This window comes from Gluconobacter cerinus (genome assembly GCF_002723935.1).
Taxonomy (GTDB): domain Bacteria; phylum Pseudomonadota; class Alphaproteobacteria; order Acetobacterales; family Acetobacteraceae; genus Gluconobacter; species Gluconobacter cerinus.
On sequence record NZ_BEWM01000003.1, the window covers coordinates 197,478 to 221,230 of the forward strand.

A 23,753-nucleotide genomic window follows, 5' to 3' on the forward strand; every position below is an offset into this window, starting at 1 on the left:
AGTTTTATGAGGCACTGGACCATTCTGGATTGTGTTCTGACGTTTTTTCGCTGGGCGCTTCCCATCTGCGTGACGCTCCATGCGCTGCGGCATAAACGGAATACGTCTGCCTGTGCCGGGTGGATTGGCGTGTGTTGGGTCGGGCCGTTTGTCGGGACAGCGCTTTATCTGATGTTCGGCATCAACCGGGTGCATCGCCGGGCCCGGAAGATGATCGATCATCATTCCTGGGAAGGACGGGAGCTGCTCGCCAAATACCGGCAGGTGATGGACGGCCATCTGGCGCCATTGGCGAAGATGCTCGGACGACTGACAGAGCGGCCGCTAATGGGGGGGAACTCCGTCAAAGTGTTGCATGATGGGGATAATGCCTATCCCGTCATGATCGAAGCCATCAATCAGGCGCAGACGTCGATCGTGCTGTGCTCTTACATTTTCCGGGCCGACAGGATCGGAGAAATGTTCGCGGAAGCTCTGGTCGAAGCACACAGAAGGGGCGTCGAAGTTCGTGTTCTGGTCGATGGAATCGGGAGTGGATATTTCAGGTGTGCGATTGAACGCCGCCTGCGACGGGACGGCGTGAAGTGTTCGCGGTTCATGCATTCTGTGTGGCCGTGGCGCATGCCGTTCATCAACCTCCGCAATCACCGTAAAATTCTGGTGGTGGATGGTCGTCTCGGTTTCATGGGTGGACTGAATATTGGTGAGGAGAATATGCTTCGTCTCCGTACCAAACTGCCGGTTGCGGACACGCATTTCCAGCTGCGCGGGCCGATTGTGCATCAGCTTTCCGTAGCATTCGCTTGGGATTGGTCTTTTACAACCGGAGAAGAGCTTCGTGGGGAGCCGTATCTGCCTGAGCCGGTTCCGGTTGGTGATGTACCCATGCGGATTGTTACGTCTGGGCCGGATGCGGATCTGGAGAAGATTGAATACGGAATGCTTCAGGCCATCACGTTGGCAAAGACGCATGTTCGCCTCATGACGCCATATTTTCTGCCAGACGATCGATTTTCAGCCGCATTGAATTTGGCGGCTCTACGAGGCGTGGTGATTGACGTTGTCGTGCCCAGGAGCAGCAACCATGCCATCATTGATTATGCACGAGATGCTAATCTGAGGCCGTTTCTGGATGCTGGATGCCGCGTATGGATGGCCGATCCGCCCTTCAACCATTCCAAGCTTATGGTTGTGGACGATGAATGGAGCTTTGTTGGCAGCACTAACCTGGACGTACGCTCTCTGCGGTTGAATTTCGAAATCAATCTGGAGATTTACGATACAGGCGTCGCGCGGGACCTGTCTGCGTTCATGGATAGTCACCGGAAAAACCGCCTGACCCATCACGATATTGATCGGACGCCGTATCTGATCCAGATTCGCAATGCGGCGCTCCGGCTTTTTCTTCCTTATCTGTAACCGTCAGGGATTGAGGCGCAGCGTCACCGAGATGGGCCGGTGATCAGAGCCAAAGCGTGGCAGGGCCTTCGCCTCAAGACGGTTCACGCCACGCACGAGGCATCGGTCCAGTCGCAAGGGAAGGCGATCCAGCATGCGGTGTGTCTTTTCACGAGGGCCAACGTCGTGAAAGCCAGGTAAAAGCACTGGGCCAACAAGATTGAAGTCCCCCATGATGACGGCACGCCGATGCATGTTGGCTGTCAGACTGCGTAATTGCCTGCGGTTCAGGATCTGACCGTGCGACAGATGGACGTTGGCGAGAGAAAAATTTCCAAAATCGAGAATCTGCGCAGTACGCTTGACCATCAGGCCCCGCGGCAGATGACAGAAAGATGGAGGCTGCGTGAAGGGTAGGCGGCTCCAGCAGGCTGTGCCATGTGGCCTCCCGGGTAGAGGGATGCGATCATAATATCCCCCCAGAATTTCCGGTAGGACGTCAACGGGCTCCTGAGCTTCCTGCATCAGGACGACGTCCGGGTTTTCCGAACGAATGACGGTGAGGATGTCTTCCAGTGATGCGCCGTCCCAGCGCAGAAGGTTCCAGCTGAGAACGCGGAACGGCGCGCCAGACATAAGGGATGCCGTCACTTAGAAGACTCCGAAATATAGAGGGGGCCTGATTGTGGCCTGTGCGGACCAGCAGCGAACTCACTTGTCAGGGTGTAGCCGATGGCCAGAAGAACAGGGCCCAGAAAAATCCCCAGTCCGCCAAAGGCTACCACGCCGCCAAGAACTCCCAGAACGGTCAGGAGATAAGGGAGTTGTGCCCCTCGTGAAATGAAAATCGGGCGGATCAGGTGGTCTGCGCCTGAAATGACGATGACGCCATAAGCCGCCAGAAAAAGGCCATGTCCGACATGATGGGTCATGGCCAGCCAGATCGCGGCAGGAATCCAGATCAACGGTGCTCCGATGGGAAAGACAGCCACGAAAGCTGCGATCCCGGCCAGGAGAACGGGCGATGGGACACCTGCGATCATAAGGCCAATCCCGGTCAGGACGCCTTGAATGATGGCCGTGCCGAGCACGCCGTACACCGTGCCACGAATGGTCCGACCAATGACATTGATGAGCCGTGGTGTAGCGCGTGGGCCAGCAATGCGAGCAATGAGGGCTGTAATGGTCATGCCAAGGGCGTCGCCGTTCAACCAGAGGAAGAATGCGACGAACAGCGCCATGACCAGCTCAACGAGACCGCTGGCCAGTTTTACAAGAACGGCAAGCGTGAAATGAGCGATCTGCCCGAAGTAAGGACGCAGCATTTCCGTGGCGGCACCCACGTCATGCGTCAGATGATACCAGCCTTCGACCAGGTGTGGACCAGCCATAGGGATGCGCCCCATCCATGCTGGGGGTGGGCCAGCTGAGGCGGCCTTGAGAAGCAGCGTGTCCAGGCTGGCGATGGTTGCTGGAATATCGCTGATTCCGGCAGATGTCAGAACGGACAGAGGCACGATAATAGTCACGGCGCTGAGCATCATCATGGTGAGTGCAGCGAGAGCCGGACGAATATGGCGTCGCAGCCACCGATAGATGGGCCAACTCGCAAAAGTCAGGATTGCCGCCCAAAGGATGGCCGAAAGAAATGGCCAGAGGATGATTCCACATCCATAGGCAATTCCGACAAGGACGAAGCCAAGAATGATCCGTTCGGTCTTCATGCAATGGTTTTCCGGACGGTCAGGGGCTTCAAGGCTGGGACCTGCATGTTCATGACTGGACACTGTGCCACGCTCTGGCGTTCTGCGCATCCCTCGACCTATGGTGGATCCATGACGAACTCACCCCTTATCACCGCAAAAGACCTCCTTTCTGGAGGGATGGCGTATGTTCCTCTCGACGCCAGTGTTCTTCTGCCGGGTCAGAAGGGCGATCTGGACGCAGCTTTCCGTGAACGACGCCTTCCGAATGCACGCCGATTCGACATTGATGTTTTTGCCGATCCGGACAGTCCGCTGCCACATACGGTGCCAGGTGCAGCCCGGTTCTCCCGTCTCATGGGTGAACTGGGGCTGAGTGAAGAGACATCACTTGTCTTCTATGATGGCAAAGGAAGTGTCGGGGCATGCCGGGGGTGGTGGTTGGCCCGTCTTTTCGGGCATCAGAACGTGAAGGTTCTGGATGGCGGACTGGCCGCCTGGGAACTCGCGGGCGGCGCATTGGAACACGCTGTACCGCCGCCGCTACAGCCAGCGTCCTACAGGACGCGTCCACAATACCGGCTTCTTGCGGGAAGTGGCGACATTCTGAACGCTGATTCGCACACTGTCGTGCTGGATGCGCGAAGCCATGCCCGTTTCACAGCGTCCGTGCCAGAACCTCGCCCTGGTGTTCAAGGAGGGCATATGCCGGGAGCTCTCAGCCTCGACTGGATGCAGCTTGTGGATGAGGCCGGTTATTTTTTGCCCGTTGAGTCTTTGCAAGATCTGTTTGTTCCGGTCGCTGGGCGGCGGGTGATTACCAGTTGTGGGTCGGGTTTGACGGCGGCAACGCTCCTGGCTGGTCTGGCAATCGCTGGGCTGCCAGATGGCGCGTTATATGATGGGTCATGGGCTGAATGGGGCAGCGATCCACAGGCACCAATCGTGACGGGAGAAGAATAAGACATGAGCGACCTTGAAGCGAAGGTGAGTGCGGGCTGGAACCGTCTGGCGTCAACGCTGGTGCAAGGTGGCCGGGCCGATGTCAGGGAGAGCGGCACGCTTGTGAACCTTCCTGTCACACGGGGCTCGACAGTTCTTTTCCCAAGTCTTGAAGCCATGAACCGGATGGATGGTCGAAGCCATTCGCATAAGGCCGTGTATGGCGCCATGGGGACGCCCGTTCAGCATGAGCTGGAAAAGCTCCTGTCGCTCATTGAGGGGGGAACGCATACGCAGGTCGTCAACTCTGGTCTGAGTGCCTGCACGACGCCGCTTCTGGCGTTTCTGGGGCAGGGCGATCATCTTCTGCTTCCCGATTCGGTTTATGGTCCGACGCGTCGTTTCGCAGATACGATGCTCAAGCGGATGGGCATCAGCACAACCTATTATGCTCCCATGGCGACACGCGCAGAGATTGAGGGGCTGACCCGAGCCGAGACCCGGATTATTCTGGCGGAGAGCCCGGGAAGCCATACATTCGAGGTGCAGGATGTGCCGATGCTAGCAGATGTTGCTCATCAGGCGGACGCACTGCTGTTTCTGGATAATACCTGGGGCATTGGCGTGTTTCAGCCGTTTGAGCATGGCGTGGACGTATCCATTCAGGCTCTGACGAAATATCCCGGCGGCCACTCGGACGTCATTATCGGGTCGATCACGGTTAATGATGAGACACACTGGAAAACCCTGCGGGATGCGTCCATCCAGTTAGGTCAGTGCGCAAGCCCGGATGACTGCTGGCTCACCTTGCGTGGCCTGCGAACCATGGGAGTGCGCCTCACGCATCAGTCGCGTTCGGCTCTTGAGATTGCACAGTGGCTGAAGACGCGCCCGGAAGTTGCCCGGGTTCTGCACCCCGCTCTGCAAGACTGCCCCGGGCATGAATTTTGGAAGCGCGATTTTACGGGGGCTTGCGGTCTGTTCGGTGTTGAACTGCAACCAGATATCAGTGTCGAAGCTGCGGAACGCATGATTGATGGCCTGAGCATGTTTGGGATCGGCGCCTCATGGGGCGGTTACGAGAGCCTTGTTCTGCCGACCACGGGTCATGTCCGACGTGTGACCGAGGCTGGGGTTCCAAAGGCCGCGACGTTCCGTCTGCATATCGGTCTTGAAAGTGTAGATGATCTCAAGGCAGATCTGGCGCGTGGCCTGGACGGCTTGCGGCAGGCCGATCAGTAATGCCACGCAAGGAATGGGTGATCTGGTGGGTCATGGTCTGCGGGTATGTCTTGGTGACTGCGACCCTGCTTTATGGCATCTGGCTATTTGGAACGGCGTTTTTCCTGAGGATTAATTTCTGGATCACGCTGTTCATCATGGCCGCAATGATCCCATCTTTTCTGGATCTGAAGCGTCGCAAGAACGGATCAACGCCGCCGAAACCCTAGCGCTTCTGCCACATGATGACGCTGGATCTGCTGAGTTCCTTCCAGATCAGCAATTGTTCGCGAGACGCGCATCAACCGTGTCAGGCCGCGATTTGAAAGGCGCAGTTTTTCGGCAGCCTGTTCAGCCAGGGACCTCGCATCATCGTCCATGACAAACAGGTCTGGCGAGGCCTGGGCATTGCACACGTTCTGACGGGTAATCTGTCGATCGCGTGCTTTTTCAACGCGGGCACGGACTGTTGCGCTGTCTTCACCCCGAGGCGAACGACTGATCTCGATGGGCGAGAGCGGGTCAATTTGCACGCAGAGATCCATGCGATCCATCATCGGACCTGAGATCTTTGCGCTGTAATCTTCTCCGCATCGAGGGGCTTTGCGGCAACTCCGTTCCGGGTCTCCCAGATATCCGCAACGGCAGGGATTCATGGCCGCGATGAACTGAAAACGGGCTGGGTAGGTTGTGTGCTGGGCAGCGCGGGCGATCGAAATTGAGCCGGTCTCGATAGGTTGTCGGAGAGCTTCCAGACATGACCGCGAGAATTCGGGCAATTCATCCAGGAAAAGCACACCATTATGGGCAAGGCTGACTTCGCCGGGTCGTGCTTTGGCCCCGCCACCGACCATCGCGGGCAAACTGGCGCTGTGATGAGGCGCACGATAGGGCGGCCGGATTGTCAGGCGACCGTCTTTCAAGAGCCCTGACACACTGTGGATCCGGCTTGTTTCCAGCATTTCCTCAGTCGTCAGATCCGGCAAGATACCGGGCAATCTGCACGCAAGCATGGATTTTCCAGCACCTGGTGGTCCGCTCATAAGAACCGAATGTCCGCCAGCGGCGGCAATTTCCAGTGCTCGACGCCCAAGAGCCATGCCCTTTACGTCAGCGAGGTCAGGGCCATAATCCGGGGTGTATCCTTCTGCCGCGGGAACGGGCGTTAAAACCTGTTCGCCACGGAAATGAGACACAACGCCGAGCAGGGTGTCGGGAGCCAGAATGTCTTGGTCTGGATTGCCCCAGCGAGCCTCTCTTCCCTGCAGCGCCGGGCAGATTAACCCTAGAGAATGTGCTGCAGCACCAAGTGCTGCGGATAAAACACCGTTAACCGGGTTGATCCGTCCATCCAGCGAAAGCTCACCGACGGCCGCATAGGCAGAGACAGCTTCGAACGGCAGAATTCCCATGGCGACCAAAAGCCCGAGCGCGATGGGAAGGTCAAAATGTGCACCTTCCTTGGCGAGGTCTGCGGGGACGAGATTGACCAGAATACGTTTTGGAGGAAGGGCCAGGCCCATGGCTGTCAGGGCAGCACGGACACGCTCGCGTGCTTCGCCGACTGATTTATCCGCCATGCCGACCAGCAGAAACGCTGGAAGCCCTGTCGAGACCTGAACTTCAACCGTAACCGGAACAGCTTCGATGCCAGAAAAGGCAAAGCTTTGGATACGGGCAAGGGTAGGAGTGTTCTGGCCAGATGTCGTCATGGAACGAGATCTTAGCCAGAACATATTACTGGATGGTTAACGCTGGTAAATCAGGCGCGCACGAAGCGTTCCATCAAGGGCGCGCAGGCCGTCCAGAAGGTGCTGGTCCATATCGGGGCCCGTCGATTCAGCCTCGACGACAACGTAACCAACTTCACCGTCCGTTTGCAGATATTGCGCCGTCACATTGCAGTTCTCGGCTGCGAACAGCTCGTTGATCTGGCGCATAATGCCGGGACGGTTGGCATGAACGTGCATGAAACGCGTGCCACGTGGCCGCTCCGGGAGCTGCACGCTCGGGAAATTCACGGCACCAATAGTGGAACCAACATCGGAGTAATCCACAAGCTTGCGGGCGACTTCAACGCCAATCCGCTCCTGTGCTTCCATGGTAGAGCCGCCGATATGCGGGGTGAGAATAACGTTTTCCAGGCCCTGAAGCGGAGAAACGAAACGCTCTCCTGCAACTTTGGGCTCCACTGGGAACACATCCACGCCAGCACCCATGAGATGGCCGTCCTTGAGGGCTGCAGCCAGAGCTTCAAGGTCAACGACACTGCCACGGGCGTTGTTGAGAAGAATCGAGTTGGGCTTCATGGCCCGGATCTCGGCTTCTCCGATCAGGAGGTCTGTGTCCGGTGTCTGGGGAACGTGCAGTGTGACGATATCGGACTTGGCAAGAAGGTCCTTGAGCGTCGCAACTGCAACAGCGTTACCGTGCGGGAGGCGGGGCATGATGTCATAATACAGGACGCGCATGCCGAAAGCTTCGGCCAGAACGGAAAGCTGTGAACCGATGGAACCGTAACCGACGATACCGAGCGTCTTACCACGGACTTCCCACGCATTAATGGCGGATTTGTCCCAGCCACCTTGGTGGCACTGTTCAGAACGGGATGGAATGCGGCGCATCAGCATGACCACTTCACCCATCACCAGTTCGGCGACGGAGCGCGTGTTGCTGTAAGGCGCGTTGAAGACCGGAATACCGGCCATGCGGGCAGCGGTCAGATCGACCTGATTTGTCCCGATGCAGAAGCAGCCGATGGCCATCAGTCGATCAGCGGATTCAATAACTTCGCGCGTCAGCTGCGTCCGGCTGCGAATACCCACCATATGCACGCCTTGCAGTGCTTCCTTGAGGGCATCGCCTTCAAGAGCGCCTTTCAGACGCGTGACCTCTGCATAACCCTGCACATTAAAATGCTCGACAGCACTCTCATGGATGCCTTCAAGCAGGAGGATGCGGATCTTGTTCTTGGGGAGAGAGAAGTGCGTTTCCATATTTCCATCCCGGTCCTGAACCGGAAGGCTCCGGCTCTCATTCCAACCTGTCCCGGCCCATGATCACCGGGGCGTCATGCCTAGCCCATCGTTCCCGGATGGGAAAGGTGGTTCACGATGTCTGTGAGCAGGGCAGGGTTGCCGCACGCCAGAACGGTTCCGTCACTTTCGAGCGTAAGAGGCTTGCCCTGCCAGTCCGTGATGCTGCCGCCTGCGCCTTCAATGACTGGAACAAGTGCACCCCAGTCCCATGGGTTCATGGTGCATTCGGCGATTACATCGATCTGGCCAAGCGCCAGTAGTCCGTAAGCGTAACAGTCGCCGCCCCATGATGTCCGCCGGACCTGCTTCTGGAGGCTGGCAAAGCGTGGTGCGTGATTGGGCGTCATGATTTCCGGGGATGTGCAGGACAGTTCAGCCTGCCCAAGAACCGGGCATATGCGTGTGCCAATCTGACCGGGTAGTCGGGCAGACACAAAGCGTGTCCGTTGCCCGGCAAGGCCTATCCACCGTTCGCCCGTCAATGGTTGATCAATCAACCCCAGAACAGGTCGTCCTTTATGGAAAAGCGAAATAAGGGTTCCGAAGGTTGGGCGGCCGGTCAGGAATGCGCGTGTTCCATCAATCGGGTCCAGCACCCAGAGCCAGTCTCCCTCGTGACCGCTCATTCCGCTTTCTTCGCCCAGGATAGCGTGCTCTGGCAGAGCATCTTCCAGAATGGAGCGCATGACTTTTTCAGCCGCCCGATCTGCAACAGTGACCGGGCTGTCATCGGATTTGGCATCAGCCTGTAGTGAGGTGCGGAAATGGGGGATGACCGTCTCGCGGGCAGCGTCTGCACAGGCTTCGGCGACGACAAGTGCCTTTTCCAGAACTGTTTCGCTCATATTTTCTTTCAATTCCTGCCAGAAAGCCGTGTGTGAGATTGACGCCCGATCAGGCGGGCGGCATCAGAAGGGCCATGCGTCCGATCATCGTCATTCCCTCCAGACTTGCCTCGACCCGCCTCCCACGCAAGCCCCTTGCGGATATTGGTGGCCTTCCCATGATTGTCCGCGTTGCGAAACGGGCTTTGGAAGCAAAGATCGGGCCAGTGGTTGTTGCTGCGGGCGATCAGGACATTCTTGATGCCGTCAGTGAGTTAGAGGGCGTGCAAGGTGTCTTGACCGACTCGTCTCTGGCCAGCGGTTCAGATCGTGTGCATGCAGCCATCCAGAAGCTTGATCCGTCTGGAACTTACGACGTGGTGATCAATCTGCAGGGAGACCTGCCTTTGATTGATCCGGCCAGTCTGACTGCCGTGCTCGAGCCGCTGGAAAATCCATCCTGTGATATCGGGACGCTTGCTGCTCCCGTTCAATCAGACTGGGAAAGAGATGCCGAACAGGTGGTCAAGATCGCCTGTGATTTTGGCGACGCCGCGGTGACACGCGCACTTTATTTTTCGCGTATGCCCATTCCGTGGGGCGCGGGGCAGCATTGGCATCATGTTGGCGTATATGCCTGGCGTCGAGACGCATTGGAGCGCTTTGTCAGGCTGCCACCGTCGGCACTGGAGCGGCGTGAAAGTCTGGAGCAGCTTCGTGCGCTGGAAGCAGGAATGAGCATCGGGTGTGCCCGGATAGAACATGCTCCGCAAGGTGTTGATACGCCTGAGGATCTGGAACGAGTGAGAGGACTGGTCTGATGCCGGTAATTGCTTTTCAGGGGCAGCCTGGCGCCTATTCGGACCTCGCATGCCGACAGGCTCGTCCGGGTTGGACGACCCTTCCCTGCGCGAGCTTTGCAGCTGCGATTGAAGCTGTGCATGATGGTCGGGCAGATGAAGCGCTTTTGGCCTGTGAAAATTCGCTCGCCGGGCGTGTGCCTGACATTCATTCTTTGCTGCCGGATGCAGGGCTGCACATCGTTGGAGAGCACTTTCAGCGTGTGGAGCACTGCCTTCTGGCCGTGCCGGGTACGGAAATCTCTGACATCCGGCGTCTTCACACGCATCCAGTTGCACTCGGGCAGGTCCGTAAGCTTATTCATGAGCTGGATCTGGAAGTTGTGCCGGAGTTCGATACGGCTGGTGCTGCCGAAATGGTCGCGAAATGGGGCCGGAAAGAAGATGCTGCCATCGCTTCTTCGCTCGCAGGAGAGCTGAACGGTCTCGTCATCTTGCGGTGTAACGTTGAAGATGCGGCACACAACACGACGCGCTTTTATCGCGTGGCACCTGTGCCAAGTTTTCCCGATTCTCAACGCAATGACACGTTGACTACGCTACTCATGAAAGTCGGCAACAAACCCGGGGCGCTTTACGCGGCATTGGGTGGATTCTCACGTCATGGTATTAATATGACGAGAATTGAAAGTTACATGCTCAACGGCTCATTCGCGGCCACGCAGTTCCTGATGGATGTTGAAGGACATCCAGAGCAGCCTGCATTGGCGGCTGCTTTGAAAGAGCTGGAGCATGTCAGCGATAATTTGAAGATTCTGGGTGCATACCCACGCAGTCTTGCTCGTTCCAGCGCATGACGCTGACGGATCTAGAGAGCAGGATGGTGCGCATGATGAGCAGAGGCAAGGCAATGGTGGAGACGGGCATGTATCAAGGGTCGCTGACGGCTCTGATCACTCCGATGGGTACGGATGGGCGTATCGATTTCGAGGTGGCGACAAAGCTTATTGAGCGCCAGATTGAAGCGGGGACCAGCGGGCTCGTACCGGCAGGGACAACCGGCGAAAGCCCGACGCTGTCGCACGAGGAGCATGGCCAGATCATTGCCCACTGCGTTGAGACATCGAACGGTCGTGTTCCTGTCATGGCTGGAGCTGGCTCAAACAGCACATCTGAAGCTGTGCAGATGGCGCGACATGCTCATTCTGTGGGGGCGAGCAGCCTGTTGGTTGTGGTTCCGTATTATAACAAGCCCACCCAGGAAGGCCTGTATCGTCATTTCATGACGATCGCCGATGCGACGCCACTTCCGATTCACGTATACTGCATTCCAGGTCGGTCTGTGGTGGATCTCACGCCGGAGACACTGGGACGCCTCGCTCAGCATCCCAATATTGCTGGCGTAAAGGATGCTACGGCCAATCTAGCTCGTCCCATCGCTGTGCGACGCAACGTGAAGAAGCCGTTCAACCAGCTTTCTGGTGACGATAACACAGTGGTGTCGTTTCTTGCGGCAGGTGGTGATGGCTGCATTGGCGTGACGTCAAATGTCGTCCCTGCGTTATGCGCAGAAATGCACAGCGCCTGGCAGGAGGGGCGAATCGAAGACGCAATCGAAATTCAGGATCGTCTCTCTCCGCTGCATGATGCCATGTTCATGGAAAGCAACCCGGGACCGGTGAAGTACGCTATGTCTCGGCTGGGTCTGTGCAATGCGACCCTGCGCCTTCCACTCGTGGAGCCTCAGGAGGCAACGCGGAAGGCTATCGATGCTGCTTTACGATCTCTCGATCTATTGGACTGATATTTTTAATGGCCGGAAAAAAAGAGAAGAGCGGCATGATCTCTCACGGGATCGTCGCTCAGAACCGTAAAGGCCGGTTCGATTACACGATTCTGGAAACTGTAGAGGCTGGAATTGTTCTGAAGGGGCCGGAGGTCAAAAGCCTTCGCTTGGGACGTTCAACCATTACCGAGGCCTATGCGGCAGAGCGTGATGGAGAAATCTGGCTCTTTAATTCCTACATTCCGGAATATCAGGGGGGCGTTCTTTCCCGCTTTGAGCCAAGAGCCCCTCGCAAACTGCTGCTGCATCGGAAACAGGTTGCGCATTATCTGTCCGCTGTGACGCGTGCCGGTGCATCGCTTGTGCCGCTGGACATTCATTTTAACGCCCGCGGGGTCGCGAAAGTGACGATTGGTTTGGGGCAGGGGCGCAAGAAAGAAGACAAGCGACATGCAATCGCTGAGCGCGACTGGCAACGTGATAAGGCTCGCTTGATCCGGAATAAGGGTAAGGAATACTGAGTTCTCGCGACACCGCCTTGTTTGGCTAGGGCACGTAATTTTTAGCAGTCATTAAAAAAGCCGCTGTGGAAAAATCCACAGCGGCTTTTTTTAGTGCTCAGCAAGATGCCGAAGCTACCGATCAATCAACGTTGATTGCAGCAGCTTCCGGACCCTTCTGACCCTGAACAACCTTGACGTTGATCGCCTGGCCTTCGTCGAGAGTCGGGAGCTGTGAACGCTCGAGAGCGGAAGCGTGGACGAAGATGTCCTTACCGCCGGAGTCAGGCGTGATGAAGCCGAAGCCCTTGGTGGCGTTGTACCACTTCACGGTGCCGCGGATGTCCTGTGCGTCGGACAGGTCAGGAGCCGGACGGCCCGGACGTGCTGACGGGCCACCGAAGCGCGGCTGCGGAGCTGCACCGAACTGGGCGCGCGGGCGGGGAGCTTCAGCCGTGCTTTCGTCAACGGAAATGACTTCAGCAACCTGGCGACCCTTCGGACCCTGGCCAATGCGAACAACCACGGTTGCACCCGGGTTGACGCTGCTTACGCCAGCGTTGCCAAGAGCGTTGGCGTGAAGGAAGACATCGCCCGAGCCGTCAGCCAGTTCAACGAAACCGAAACCCTTTTCGGTGTTGAACCACTTAACGCGGGAGCTGATTTCTGGGCCGGAAGCGGTAACGAAGCTGCTGCCAGCGCCACGACGAGGTGCGCCGAAGCCACCACCACCACCGCCGCCACCGAAGCCGCCACGATCGCCGCCGCCGAAGCCGCCACGATCGCCGCCGCCGAAGCCGCCACGATCACCATAGGATGGCTGGGACGAATAGTCCCCGTCAAACCCGCCGCGGCGAGGTGAGTTAAAGCTGCGGTCGGTTCTGTTGTTTCTCAACGGTCTAATCCCGAGACTGGGGTGCCACGGAGGGCTTCTATCCCCTGCCATGACGTATTTCAAAAAGGTGAGAAAAGCCTCAGGCCTTCCTCTGAGGGAATCACTAGCATGGTTTTTTCCCGCACTGCCACAACGAAAGTGCGAGAAGTGCCCAACTCGCGCGGATTTTAAGATTGTCTCAGTCCGTCAAGGTGCTCCGAAGGCTTTGCTTTGACGCTCAGTAATGACATAAAGACACAAATTGATAACGTCATTACCCTGATCGTACGCGAGATGCAGAGGTGCCCATGCAGACCCGACTGACTCTTTCCTTCGGGGCTATTGCCCTGCTTGCACTGGCATCCTCGTCCGCATTGGCGACTCCTCTTCAGGATCCACACGGTACCTGGACCATTCAGGGCGAGAACGATGCTGTCTCGACCCTGAAGGGAACGTCTGATCAGTATTACACGTCTGGTCTGCGCATTAACTGGACTTCGGGGACCGATAACCTTCCCGAACCGATTGCGAATCTGAATCATTTCCTGATGGGAAATGGCATGCAGCGTATCAGCATCGGTTTGCAGCAGCTGATCTATACCCCGCGCCAGACCCAGATGGCCCAGCCGCCACTGGGAGACCGTCCTTACGCAGGTCTGATGCTCGGCACCGTTAACCTTATTAATGATACAGATCTGTCCCGTACCGTCATGGGTATTCAGTTTGGTGTCATGGGCCCTGCAGGTCTTGGGCGTCAGGTGCAGAACGGATTCCATAATCTGATCAGCGACACGCCGAACAAGGGATGGGTGCACCAGCTGGCGAATCAGCCAATCATGCAGATTCAGGCTGGTCGAATCTGGCGTCTGCCAGTCGTGAATGTTTACGGCATCGGCATGGACGTTTTGCCTGCAGTGTCGGGTGCCGCGGGTGATTACCGAACCTATGCAGATGCGGCTGCCACCTTCCGGGTCGGACAAGGGCTGGACAGCGATTTCGGTAACTCGACGATTGGGCCGGGACTGGATGGTACAGATGCGTTCCGTGGAACGCGTCCTGTCGCTTGGTACTTTTATGGTGGTGTAGAGGGGCAGGCCGTTGGGTACGACGCCACGCTTCAGGGTAATACCGTGCGTCCCGACTCGCCTCACGTCGAAAAAGTCTGGGATGTAGGCGAAATTCATGCCGGCGTGGCCGTGATGTGGCACGGTGTGCGCCTCTCTTACAGCCAGAACTGGCAGACGGCTCAGTTCAAGTCGCAGAAAGCGGGCCTGTTTAACTATGGGTCGCTCAAGCTCTCTGTTAAATTCTAAAGCGTAATTCTTAGCTGGATCTTCGGATCAAGAAAAAAGCCCGACCGCAAAAGCGGGACGGGCTTTTTTCTTAAGCGGACTGTGACGCAGGCTTGGCCTGATCTCGAACCGGAGAGCCAAGAAGATATCCTTGGACCTCTTCGCACCCATAAGCATCCAAGAAGGCCATCTGGGACTCGGTCTCTACGCCTTTGGCACATGTCGTGATGTTCAAGGCGCGTGCCAGGGCGAGAATCGCGCACATCACTTCATTTGCGCGGTTGTTTTCGCCGAGGCTGTTAATGAATCTGCGATCAAGCTTGATCTGATCCAGCGGATAGAAGCGAAGGCGCTCAAGGGACGAGAAGCCAGAACCGAAATCATCAAGCGCCAGCCTGACGCCGAGCGCGCGGACGCGGGACAATTCACGGAACGTGATGTCTTCTGGCCCGAAGAAGCGTGGCTCCGACATTTCAATTTGCAGGCGTTCAGGGGCGAGGCCGCTTTCCTGAAGGATTTCCTTGACGAGTTTCGAGAGACGCTCACTCACGAGCCAGACTGGCGAAATATTGACGCAGACCCTGTGGGGGACGTCCCAGCTCGCCGCAGCCATGCAGGCTGTTTTAAGGCTCCAGCTATCGAGCATTTCAACCAGGCCGGCTTCTTCTGCGCAGCGAATAAAGAGGGCCGGCGGGACTTCGCCGTAGCCTGGTCTATTCCATCTTAGCAGCGCCTCATGAGCCACGATTTGCTGTGATGCGGTGTCAACAACCGGCATCCAGTTCAGAAAGAGTCCGTTCTGTTCCACGGCAACGGCAAGATCCTGCTCCAGGCTGGAGGACAGGATATGCATCCGTGTTGTTTCTTCGTCCGCGCGTCTCTCGTGACCGCCACCCAGGCGTTGGGCTTCCATAAGCGCAGCTTTGGCGCTGGTGAGAAGGTCATCAACCGTGTGGCCATCTTCCGGAAACATGCTCCAGCCGATGGACAGGGAGAATGGAAGAGAAGAGCTGGCAAGGGCAACAGAGGCTTCAGAAATCCGAAGAATGGATGTCATCAAGGATCGTGTCGTAACCTGCGTGTAGCCTGGTGGCGTCAAGACAATGAAGTTGCCACCCCCCATACCGCCAAGGAATGCGCCCTGAGGTAGGAGCTTCTCGATCCTCCGGACAATCTCTTCCAGAATGATGTCGGCGACATCCCAGCCGTAGCGCTCATTAATGAAAGACAGATGGTCCAGGTTGAAGCGAATTAAGCCGAATTTTGCTCGTTTCGTCAGGCCCGCAGTCTGCTCAATGTACCACTGAACAGATTCCATGCTCTGCATGCGGTTCGGCAGGACTGAACCGCTATTGTAAATCGGGTTCCGGGTCAGGTCTGCGAGGTCTGCGAGTGCATCCAAAGTCTGCTGGCTTGAAAGGTCAGTTGTCTCACACGCAGCAAAAAGGAAGAGAGATGTGGAAGTGCGCTTTTGTCGGGGCAGGCTTCCAACATTGATCCCGGCAACAGATCGCCCTGCTATGCTGAATGTCTTAGGCGAAGTGCTTTCTGAAAGTTCTTCGCACGGCAATTCACCCAGCGCATCGGCTAAAAATACACCAACGGAGGCAATTTCAAGGGGCGCAGAGTCCTTTGACAGGGCCACTATTCCCGCTGACGAAGCGCCAGTGAGCAGGCGTGCCAGTCTCAAGAGAGGCAGGTAACTGGCGGACGACGTCCCTTTCAGGAAAGAAGCTGCATGCTGATCGTCACCAGTTGAGAACATACTGTAAACCCGATTATGGATAAGTCGTAAAACCGTCAAAGAACGATAAAGTTCCTTCTCGGAAGGCAGATTAACAATTCTTTCTTAAAGGTCCTTTAACCAGAAATCAAAAGCCTGTCGGGTTCGGAGCGGTCAAAGAGCGTTAGCATAATTCTCAATCCGGCCCCGCGCGGGCCTTCCAGCGACGGATTGCGCATAAGTTCTCGCTCGCTGTCCTGTTGCATTGCCGCCAAAAGCAGCGAAATTCTTGCGCCTTGAGCTAATCGGAAGCCAGGCAGTCCAGACTGACGGTCTCCAGCAAGGTCGCCGCCGCCGCGGATTCGATAATCCTCGTCAGCAATCATGAATCCATCGTTAGTGTCTCGCAAAAGCGTTAACCGCCTGACGGCTGTTGGGGTGGCCATGCCATCATGGAGCAGCAGGCAGAAGGACTTTTTTGAACCGCGCCCGACGCGACCCCGTAACTGATGAAGCTGAGCGAGCCCAAAGCGTTCTGCCTGCTCGATCACCATGACCGAAGCATTCGGTATATCCACGCCGACCTCAATAACGGTTGTGGCAACGAGAATACGTGTTTCACCCTGCCGGAATGCTTCAAGTGCGGCTTGCCGGATGGCGATGTCCTGTTTGCCGTGTGCTAATCCAACTATGTTGGGAAATCGCTCTCCAAGCATCGCCCACCGCTCTTCGGCCGCTGCGGCAGACTGTGTTTCGCTGTTTTCAATGAGAGGGCAGACCCAGAAGACCTGCACCCCATCTGCGACAGCGCGGGATATGGCGGCCAGAATGTCTGGCATGGCATCCATATTATGCAGGGTCGTGCGAATGGGCTGCCTGCCTGCAGGTTTGGAATCCAGCCGACTTATGCTCATTTCTCCCCATTCCATGAGCTGAAGGGTCCGGGGAATGGGAGTGGCGGTCATGACCAGAATGTCTGTGGCCTGTCCCTTGGCGCTCAGATTCATTCGTTGCTTCACGCCAAAACGGTGCTGCTCGTCAATGACGGCCAGTCCAAGGTCCGCAAACGTCACGCCTTCCTGAAACAGGGCGTGAGTCCCGACGATGATGCGCGCAGTTCCATCGGCAATGGCCGCCAGTGTCTCGCGGCGTGCTGCGCCTTTGATCGTCCCGCTCAGATAAACGCATTGGGTGGGACAAAGGCGGGACACTGTCTCGAAGTGTTGGCGTGCCAGAATTTCCGTTGGCGCCATGAGGGCCGCCTGGGCACCGGATTCCACGGCTTGAAGCATGGCATTCATCGCGACAAATGTTTTGCCGGCGCCCACGTCTCCTTGCAGCAGACGCATCATGGGAGCAGTGGCCGCCATGTCCTGACGGATTTCAATGATAGCTGAAGACTGGGCCGCCGTTGGCTTATGACCAAAGCGATGATTTAGCTCTGCCTGGAGTGTGCCCGTGCCCGGCATGCTGCGGCCTATCCGGCTGCGTGCTTTAAGACGAGCCAGTCCAAAACAGAGCTGGTCAGCAAGAAGTTCATCCGCAGCAAGACGGGAAAGTGCGCGCTCTCGCACTGGCGCCCATTCGACATGAGCAGGAATGCTCTCCGGGGCCTGCAGAATATGCAGCGCCTGTGTAAAAGCTGGCCAGCGGCGCTTTTGGACAAGAGCGTGGTCCTGCCATTCTGGAAAATCGGGCAGAAGCGTCAGGGCAGCGCGCATGGCTTTGCGCACGGTGTAGGGAAACAGGCCTGCGGTCAGGGGCCAGACGGGTTCAAGTCTGGGAAAGCTGTCACGCTTTTCCCATGTTGTGACGTGATCCGGCTGGGGCATCGTCAATTCACCCTGGAACCGGCTGGTCTTGCCAGAGACAAGAAGCTCTGCCCCGACCGTTGGGGCAGGCATGTTTTTCTGCTGGAAAAAAACCAGATCCAGCCTTCCCGTGTCGTCTTCTGTGCGAATGATGGAGGGTTGGCCGGGGCGTGCAGCCTTGCGGATTGAGAGGACACGGACACGCGTTGTCAGGATTTCTCCGGGTGCGAGATTGTGTCCTGCGGCAACTGTGCGCAGAATACGACGGTCAACAATTCGCTCGGGAAGGGTGAACAGCAGGTCCAGGACGCGCCGTCCCCCTGCGATCTTTTCCAGCAGACTTGCATGTCTTGGCCCGATTCCGGGCAGGGACGTCAGTGGTGCGAAGAGTGGAGCAAGAAAATCTGGAGAGGGCTGTTCGGACTGCATTGCAACGGGCGCTCCCCGGGGCTTTTCTTGGTATGGCAGGGTCTGGAACGGCAGGTATAGGGCAAGAGCAGGATGGAACAAAACGAAACCATGAGCCGTGAAATGCCCCTCACATCCTTTGGTCCGACCGTCTGGGGTGTCCCGGACGGGAGTGTGGCGCTGCTGCTTCGCCAGCGGCTGGCAGAGCATGAAGGGCCGTTGCTGCATGTTGCGCGGGACGACGCTGCTGTTGCGGCTCTGATGGACATGCTGTCCTATCTGATGCCGGAAGTTGAAGTTCTGCGCCTGCCTGCGTGGGATTGCCTGCCTTACGACCGTGTCTCTCCCAACGCTGCTTTGGTTGCGGAGCGTGTTGGAACATTGTGCCGCCTGCTGGAGCCGACGAAAGCCCGCCGGATCGTTCTGACGACCGTGCACAGTCTGTTGCAGCGCGTACCGCCGCGATCGGCTTTCAAAGGCCAGTCCATCAGTGTGGCTACGGGTGAAATGCTCGATCAGTCTCTTCTGATCGAAGTTCTCGTCGCCAATGGCTACACGCGGACTGATACGGTCATGGAAGCGGGTGAGTTTGCGGCGAGGGGCGGCATTTTCGACCTTTTCCCAGCCGGTGCACCAGACCCGATCCGCCTCGACCTTTTCGGTGACGAAGTCGAAAATATCCGTGCCTTTGATATCGCGACGCAACGCTCGACAGAAAAGCTCGCGCGTTTCGAGTTACGACCGGTCTCGGAGTTCTCTCTCAGTCCAGAGAGTATCAGTCTTTTCCGCACGGGGTGGCGCGATACGTTTGGGCCATCAGCCGCATCTGACACGCTTTATGAGAACGTCTCTGACGGGCGGCGTTATCCGGGTCTGGAGCACTATCTGCCGCTTTTCCATGATGGCGATGGCCACCAGATGGAAACGCTGCTGGATTATCTGCCAGACGTTGCAATCAGCTTCGACAGCCATGCACCGGAGATTCTGAAAGCCCGTCTGGACATGATCGCCGATCACTATGAGGCGCGTCGTGTTCCTGTTCGTGATGGCGAGATGCCGTATCGGGCGCTTCCGCCGCATCGTCTCTATCTGGACCAGCATGGCTGGAATGCCATGCTCTCTAGGGCGCCATCTGTTTTGCTGAATGCATTTGGCAAGCCGGATCTGGGAGAAGGCGTAGAAGCCGGAAGCCGTCCCGGACCGCTGTTTGCCCGGGCCAAGGATGGGTCTCGCGAGGGTGTTTTTGAAGCGTTTGGCAAGCAGGTTGAAGAGTGGGCGCAGTCTGGGCGCCGCACGTATGTCACGGCCTGGAGCCGTGGCTCGCGGGAGCGGATTGCCCATCTGCTTCAGGAACATGGTGTCGGCGTTGAAAGTTATGACGACTGGCCGTCCGCAGCAGGCATGTCCCGCGGGACAGTTGGTCTGCTCGTTCTCGGGCTGGAGCGTGGGTTCGTTTCAGATCGTCTGTGTTTTGTGTCTGAACAGGACCTTCTGGGAGAGCGTATTTCCCGGCCGCCCCGTCGCAAGAAGCGTGGGGAACAGTTCATTTCTCAGGTGGGCGAGATTTCCGAAGGGGACCTCGTTGTTCATCAGGAATACGGAATTGGACGCTATGTCGGGCTTGAGACCATCCGCGAAGGGCTGGTTGCGCATGACTATCTTTCCATTCTGTATGATGGAGAGCAGCGTCTTCTTCTGCCGGTAGAAAATATCGAACTCCTGAGCAGGTTCGGTTCGGAGCAAGCCAGCGTCCAGCTCGACAAGCTCGGCGGCACGGCCTGGCAGGCCCGCAAGGCCAAGATGAAATCGCGCATCCGCATCATGGCGGGTGAACTGATTCGGACGGCAGCTGCGCGTGCATTGCGTGAAGCTCCGACGCTCGCGCCGGCAGAGGGACTGTGGGACGAATTCTGTGCCCGTTTCCCGTTCGTGGAGACGGAAGATCAGTCCCGTGCCATCGCTGATGTTCTGGAGGATATGAGCTCCGGTCGCCCGATGGACCGCCTGGTGTGTGGCGACGTCGGCTTTGGAAAAACCGAAGTTGCCTTGCGTGCGGCTTTTGTTGCCGCGCTTTCAGGAATGCAGGTGGCTGTTGTTGTTCCGACAACGCTTCTAGCTCGTCAGCATTATCGTGGCTTTGTGGCGCGATTCGAAGGTCTGCCAGTTCGGATCGGGCAACTGTCACGCATGGTGACCCCCAAGGAAGCGACAAAAGTCCGCGAAGAGATGGCGGATGGGCGTCTGGATATCGTCATCGGAACGCATGCCCTTCTGGCCAAGACGGTCTCTTTCGAACGTCTGGGCCTGTTGATCATTGATGAAGAGCAGCATTTCGGCGTCTCTCACAAGGAGAAGCTCAAGGCCCTGCGGGAAGACGTGCACGTCCTGACACTGTCAGCCACGCCGCTGCCCCGTACGCTCCAGTTGTCCCTGTCCGGTGTGCGGGAAATGAGCCTGATTGCGACGCCGCCAACGGATCGTCTGGCAGTTCGCACGTTTATCACGCCGTTTGACAGCGTTATGATCCGCGAAGCGATTCAGCGTGAGCGTTTCCGTGGTGGGCAGGTGTTCTGCGTGTTGCCGCGACTGGCTGATCTGGACCGGATGGCAGAGCGCCTGGCCGAGATTGTTCCGGATGCGAAGGTCATTCAGGCCCATGGCCGTTTGACGCCGACCGAACTGGAACGCGTCATGACCGAATTTGCCGACGGCAAATATGACATCCTGCTTTCCACCAATATCGTGGAGAGTGGTCTCGATATGCCCAGCGTGAATACGATTATTATTCATCGGGCAGATATGTTTGGCCTGGGACAGCTTTATCAGCTTCGGGGGCGTGTGGGGCGAGGCAAGCAGCGTGGCTATGCCTATCTGACCTGGCCGCAGACGAACCCATTGTCGGCCGCTTCTGAAAAACGTCTGGAAATTATGCAGACGCTCGACTCACTTGGTGCTGGCTTCACATTGGCGTCGCACGATCTGGATCTTCGTGGTGCCGGAAATCTGCTGGGGGATGAGCAGTCCGGGCATATCAAGGAAGTCGGGATCGAGCTGTATCAGCAGATGCTGGAAGATGCCGTTCTGGATCTGCGTCGCGAACGCGGTCGGAAGGCGGAGGAAGAAGACAGCTGGACGCCGAATATTATCCTCGGATTGCCTGTGCTGATTCCAGACACTTATGTGCCTGATCTGCCGGTTCGGCTGGGGCTATATCGGCGTATTGCGTCCCTGACCGGAGAGGCGGAAGTCGAGGCCATGCGCGCTGAACTCGTGGACCGGTTCGGATCCTTGCCGCCAGAGGTGGGGAATCTTCTGGACGTCGTGCTCATCAAGCGTCTGTGCCGTGAGGCTGGTGTGGAGCGTCTGGAAGCCGGGCCGAAGGGTATGGTGCTTCAGTTCCGCAAGAACCGGTTCCAAAACCCCGCCGGGCTGATCGACTGGGCGACTCGTAAGAAGGATTCGGGCGTGAAGATCCGCCCCGATCAGAAGCTGGCTATTATTCGCGAAATGACGAACGCCACCCGCATTGGTTTTGCGAAGAAAGTAACGACCGTTCTGTGCAAACTCGTGCGAAAACTGGAAGACGCCGACTAAGCGTTTTTCCAGCTTCCGCAGTGGCACTCAGGGAACGGCGATAGGGAGCGGAATACGGTTAACCGTCGCTACGCCGCCCTGAAGGGCAATATCCCACGTGGTGGTGTCGCCGCTCTGGCGTCCCATCAGGCGGGCAATGGTAAGGGCGGTGACCACTTTGGTCGGGGCTGTCTGGCGAATGGCCTCGATCAACTGCGCAACATTGGTGATGCTGACATGGGTGTCTGCGGTGGATGTTGCAGCTGACGAGCCGATCTGAATGGTTCCTGTGCCATCAACAGTGCTGCTTCCGGAAATGGCATGCAGGGCGTTGATCGTGATCTGCTGTGAGGAGCCGGAGAGGCCGCTTACGGACAGATCGGCGGACAGGGACGACGGAATGAGTGGCTGTTTCGAGTCGTGAATGCCTGTTCCATTGACCTTGATGCGGAGCTCAGGGCTGGTCTGGACTGCGTTGATCGTCGCGTGCTGGATGGTCATTGTGTGACCAGGGCGGGACAGTTTTACGCTGTTCCATGAGGCTTCTGGCGTTCCTTCATGGATGTTGTGGACTGTAATGGTGGCATCTTGCCCCTGACAGGCTGGGCTGATACCGCCACGGAAAGCGCTTAGTGCTGCATAAGCGGCCGTTGCATTGAACTGTTCGAGTTTGGCTTCCGTGACTGCGCCTTTGGGGTCTTTCAGGGTGATAGGCCCGATATCGAGGCCGATGCCGGTTCCTGTCAGGGTGGCGTGCAGGCCTGATGCTGAAAAGCCGTGGGCGGCAGCCTGGTGCCCGTTCAGGGAATAGGTGAAGCAGGACGCAGGAATGTTCGGCAGCGTGTCTGCGAGAGCAGGTGACGTGAAGGAAGGCAGAGCCGTTGCTAATGCTGTTACGAGAAGGGTTTTAAAAGACATCATGCCCTCAATGCTGTGGTGTCTGATCTCTCAGACAGAAAGACTGTTAAGACTCTCTTAGGATTATGGAGAGACAATGGTTCCCCATAATCCTTCCTTGCGGGTGAGTGTGCATGTCTTCGTCCATTTCCGCCATGCCAGCGGTGCCGCAATACCTGTCCATCGTGAAAGACGAACAGGCCTCCGTGAACCGATGGGAAAAGACCAGTTCATCTTCGCAGCAGGCATTGACGGCGCTCAAAGCGGAGGCCTCTTCCATCACGACGCCTGATCAGCTTCTGAAGAACTACAAGGCGCTGAAGGTCGTTCTTGGCGCCTATAACATGTCTTCCAATATTGATCAGACGGCCGTCCTTAAGCAGCTCATGACGCAGGACCCTACGTCTTCCAAGTCGTTGGCACAGAGAAGCGGGAATGCGTCCTGGAAAGCGTTTGCGACCGCGTTTTCAGACTGGTCGACGTCTCCCCTCTCGTCAGAAGACACTTTGTCTAAAATCGCCCAGAATTACCTGACGAACGGGTATGAAAGCAGCGTTCAGGACGAGACGCCGGGCCTTGGGGATGCTCTTTATTTTACCCGAACCGTCACGTCAGACATGAAGCTTTCCAGCATCATGGCAGATCCGAAACTGTTGAAGGTGGCGGAAAAAGTGTGTGGGTTCGATACAACCCAGTTTGGTGCACTGGATTATGACCAGCAGGTTCGACTGCTGGGGAACAAGCTCGATCTTTCACGTCTCAGCACGTCCCAAGGCGTGCAGCGGTTTGCTGAACAATATCTGGCGCTTCTACAAATCAGCCCTGAAGCATCTACGACGCCTGCCAGTATGCTCACACTTTACGGAAGTGGAGGGACATCGGACGGTATTCTGTCCCTTTTTACAGGAAGCAGTAGCAGTTCCTCGTCATCGCTGTATTCCGCACTTCTCTGAGCCGGTTGCG

The 23,753-nt window shown here is 57.1% G+C and carries 20 protein-coding genes; 11 read left to right on the forward strand and 9 right to left on the reverse strand.

Translation table 11 applies throughout. From position 1 onward, the window contains the following. The first annotated feature begins 6 nt into the window (after window positions 1-6). Window positions 7-1,419, forward strand: coding sequence for a cardiolipin synthase (gene cls / locus GCE01_RS08080; RefSeq protein ID WP_099212261.1), 1,413 nt, complete (start codon window positions 7-9; stop codon window positions 1,417-1,419). A gap of 3 nt (window positions 1,420-1,422) precedes the next feature. Here the strand turns inward: cls and GCE01_RS08085 are convergent, their stop codons facing one another. Together GCE01_RS08085 and GCE01_RS08090 are read right to left on the reverse strand one after the other, a co-directional pair. After that, complete coding sequence (locus GCE01_RS08085; protein WP_046901441.1) at window positions 1,423-2,049, reverse strand: endonuclease/exonuclease/phosphatase family protein; 627 nt, start codon at window positions 2,047-2,049, stop codon at window positions 1,423-1,425. Beyond that, a complete protein-coding gene (locus GCE01_RS08090; protein ID WP_099212264.1) occupies window positions 2,046-3,122 on the reverse strand; it encodes an AI-2E family transporter in 1,077 nt (358 codons plus the stop codon). Before GCE01_RS08090 ends, GCE01_RS08085 begins: the two co-directional genes overlap by 4 nt. Window positions 3,123-3,173: 51 nt before the next feature. On the opposite strand from GCE01_RS08090, the gene GCE01_RS08095 reads away from it, so the two are divergent. From GCE01_RS08095 to GCE01_RS08105, 3 genes are read left to right on the forward strand one after another with little or no spacing between them, the layout of a single operon-like run. Then, window positions 3,174-4,064, forward strand: a complete 891-nt coding sequence (locus GCE01_RS08095; RefSeq protein ID WP_244591133.1) for a sulfurtransferase — start codon at window positions 3,174-3,176, stop codon at window positions 4,062-4,064. A gap of 3 nt (window positions 4,065-4,067) precedes the next feature. After that, window positions 4,068-5,285 carry a cystathionine beta-lyase gene (gene metC / locus GCE01_RS08100; protein ID WP_099212266.1) on the forward strand — a complete coding sequence of 406 codons (1,218 nt, stop codon included), beginning with the start codon at window positions 4,068-4,070 and terminating at the stop codon, window positions 5,283-5,285. After that, window positions 5,285-5,494, forward strand: coding sequence for a hypothetical protein (locus tag GCE01_RS08105; RefSeq protein ID WP_099212269.1), 210 nt, complete (start codon window positions 5,285-5,287; stop codon window positions 5,492-5,494). Before metC ends, GCE01_RS08105 begins: the two co-directional genes overlap by 1 nt. Here GCE01_RS08105 and GCE01_RS08110 read toward each other — a convergent pair. The 3 genes from GCE01_RS08110 to GCE01_RS08120 form a co-directional block, all read right to left on the reverse strand. Then, on the reverse strand, window positions 5,474-6,976 hold the full coding sequence (locus GCE01_RS08110) for a YifB family Mg chelatase-like AAA ATPase (protein WP_099212272.1): 1,503 nt from the start codon (window positions 6,974-6,976) through the stop codon (window positions 5,474-5,476). The two genes, GCE01_RS08105 and GCE01_RS08110, sit on opposite strands and share 21 nt — an antisense overlap. A 36-nt stretch (window positions 6,977-7,012) precedes the next feature. Continuing rightward, window positions 7,013-8,260: a phosphoglycerate dehydrogenase gene (gene serA, locus GCE01_RS08115; RefSeq protein WP_046901444.1), complete on the reverse strand. Its 1,248-nt coding sequence runs from the start codon at window positions 8,258-8,260 to the stop codon at window positions 7,013-7,015. A gap of 80 nt (window positions 8,261-8,340) precedes the next feature. Further along, the gene (locus GCE01_RS08120) at window positions 8,341-9,147 is read right to left on the reverse strand and encodes an inositol monophosphatase family protein (RefSeq protein WP_099212275.1); all 807 of its coding nucleotides are present in this window, start codon (window positions 9,145-9,147) and stop codon (window positions 8,341-8,343) included. Window positions 9,148-9,221: 74 nt separating this feature from the next. Between GCE01_RS08120 and GCE01_RS08125 the strand changes: the two genes are divergently transcribed. Genes GCE01_RS08125 through smpB form a run of 4 tightly spaced genes read left to right on the forward strand, consistent with a single transcriptional unit; the run spans window position 9,222 to window position 12,233 of the window. Further along, a complete protein-coding gene (locus GCE01_RS08125) occupies window positions 9,222-9,947 on the forward strand; it encodes a 3-deoxy-manno-octulosonate cytidylyltransferase (protein ID WP_174694820.1) in 726 nt (241 codons plus the stop codon). Beyond that, window positions 9,947-10,783, forward strand: coding sequence for a prephenate dehydratase (locus tag GCE01_RS08130; protein WP_099212278.1), 837 nt, complete (start codon window positions 9,947-9,949; stop codon window positions 10,781-10,783). The genes GCE01_RS08125 and GCE01_RS08130 overlap by 1 nt, the downstream gene beginning before the upstream one ends. Next, a complete protein-coding gene (gene dapA, locus GCE01_RS08135; protein ID WP_046901448.1) occupies window positions 10,780-11,730 on the forward strand; it encodes a 4-hydroxy-tetrahydrodipicolinate synthase in 951 nt (316 codons plus the stop codon). Before GCE01_RS08130 ends, dapA begins: the two co-directional genes overlap by 4 nt. An 8-nt stretch (window positions 11,731-11,738) precedes the next feature. Continuing rightward, the gene (gene smpB, locus GCE01_RS08140) at window positions 11,739-12,233 is read left to right on the forward strand and encodes an SsrA-binding protein SmpB (RefSeq protein ID WP_046901449.1); all 495 of its coding nucleotides are present in this window, start codon (window positions 11,739-11,741) and stop codon (window positions 12,231-12,233) included. 121 nt (window positions 12,234-12,354) lie between these two features. Here the strand turns inward: smpB and GCE01_RS17350 are convergent, their stop codons facing one another. Continuing rightward, window positions 12,355-13,107, reverse strand: a complete 753-nt coding sequence (locus tag GCE01_RS17350) for a cold-shock protein (RefSeq protein ID WP_099212281.1) — start codon at window positions 13,105-13,107, stop codon at window positions 12,355-12,357. 287 nt (window positions 13,108-13,394) lie between these two features. Here GCE01_RS17350 and GCE01_RS08150 point away from each other — a divergent pair, with 287 nt between their 5' ends. Further along, entirely contained in the window at window positions 13,395-14,399 is a 1,005-nt protein-coding gene (locus GCE01_RS08150; protein WP_099212284.1) for a lipid A deacylase LpxR family protein, read from the forward strand. Between the two features lie 70 nt (window positions 14,400-14,469). Here GCE01_RS08150 and GCE01_RS08155 read toward each other — a convergent pair whose 3' ends face one another. Then, window positions 14,470-16,143 carry a putative bifunctional diguanylate cyclase/phosphodiesterase gene (locus GCE01_RS08155; protein ID WP_099212286.1) on the reverse strand — a complete coding sequence of 558 codons (1,674 nt, stop codon included), beginning with the start codon at window positions 16,141-16,143 and terminating at the stop codon, window positions 14,470-14,472. 95 nt (window positions 16,144-16,238) lie between these two features. Continuing rightward, window positions 16,239-18,341, reverse strand: a complete 2,103-nt coding sequence (recG, locus tag GCE01_RS08160) for an ATP-dependent DNA helicase RecG (protein ID WP_099212288.1) — start codon at window positions 18,339-18,341, stop codon at window positions 16,239-16,241. Between the two features lie 72 nt (window positions 18,342-18,413). Here recG and mfd point away from each other — a divergent pair, with 72 nt between their 5' ends. After that, the gene (mfd, locus tag GCE01_RS08165) at window positions 18,414-21,914 is read left to right on the forward strand and encodes a transcription-repair coupling factor (RefSeq protein WP_099212290.1); all 3,501 of its coding nucleotides are present in this window, start codon (window positions 18,414-18,416) and stop codon (window positions 21,912-21,914) included. Between the two features lie 27 nt (window positions 21,915-21,941). Here mfd and GCE01_RS08170 read toward each other — a convergent pair whose 3' ends face one another. Then, window positions 21,942-22,814 (reverse strand): DUF2125 domain-containing protein, encoded by an 873-nt coding sequence (locus GCE01_RS08170; protein WP_099212293.1) that lies wholly within the window; start codon window positions 22,812-22,814, stop codon window positions 21,942-21,944. A gap of 110 nt (window positions 22,815-22,924) precedes the next feature. On the opposite strand from GCE01_RS08170, the gene GCE01_RS08175 reads away from it, so the two are divergent. Then, window positions 22,925-23,743, forward strand: a complete 819-nt coding sequence (locus GCE01_RS08175; RefSeq protein WP_099212295.1) for a DUF1217 domain-containing protein — start codon at window positions 22,925-22,927, stop codon at window positions 23,741-23,743. Window positions 23,744-23,753 lie beyond the last annotated feature (10 nt).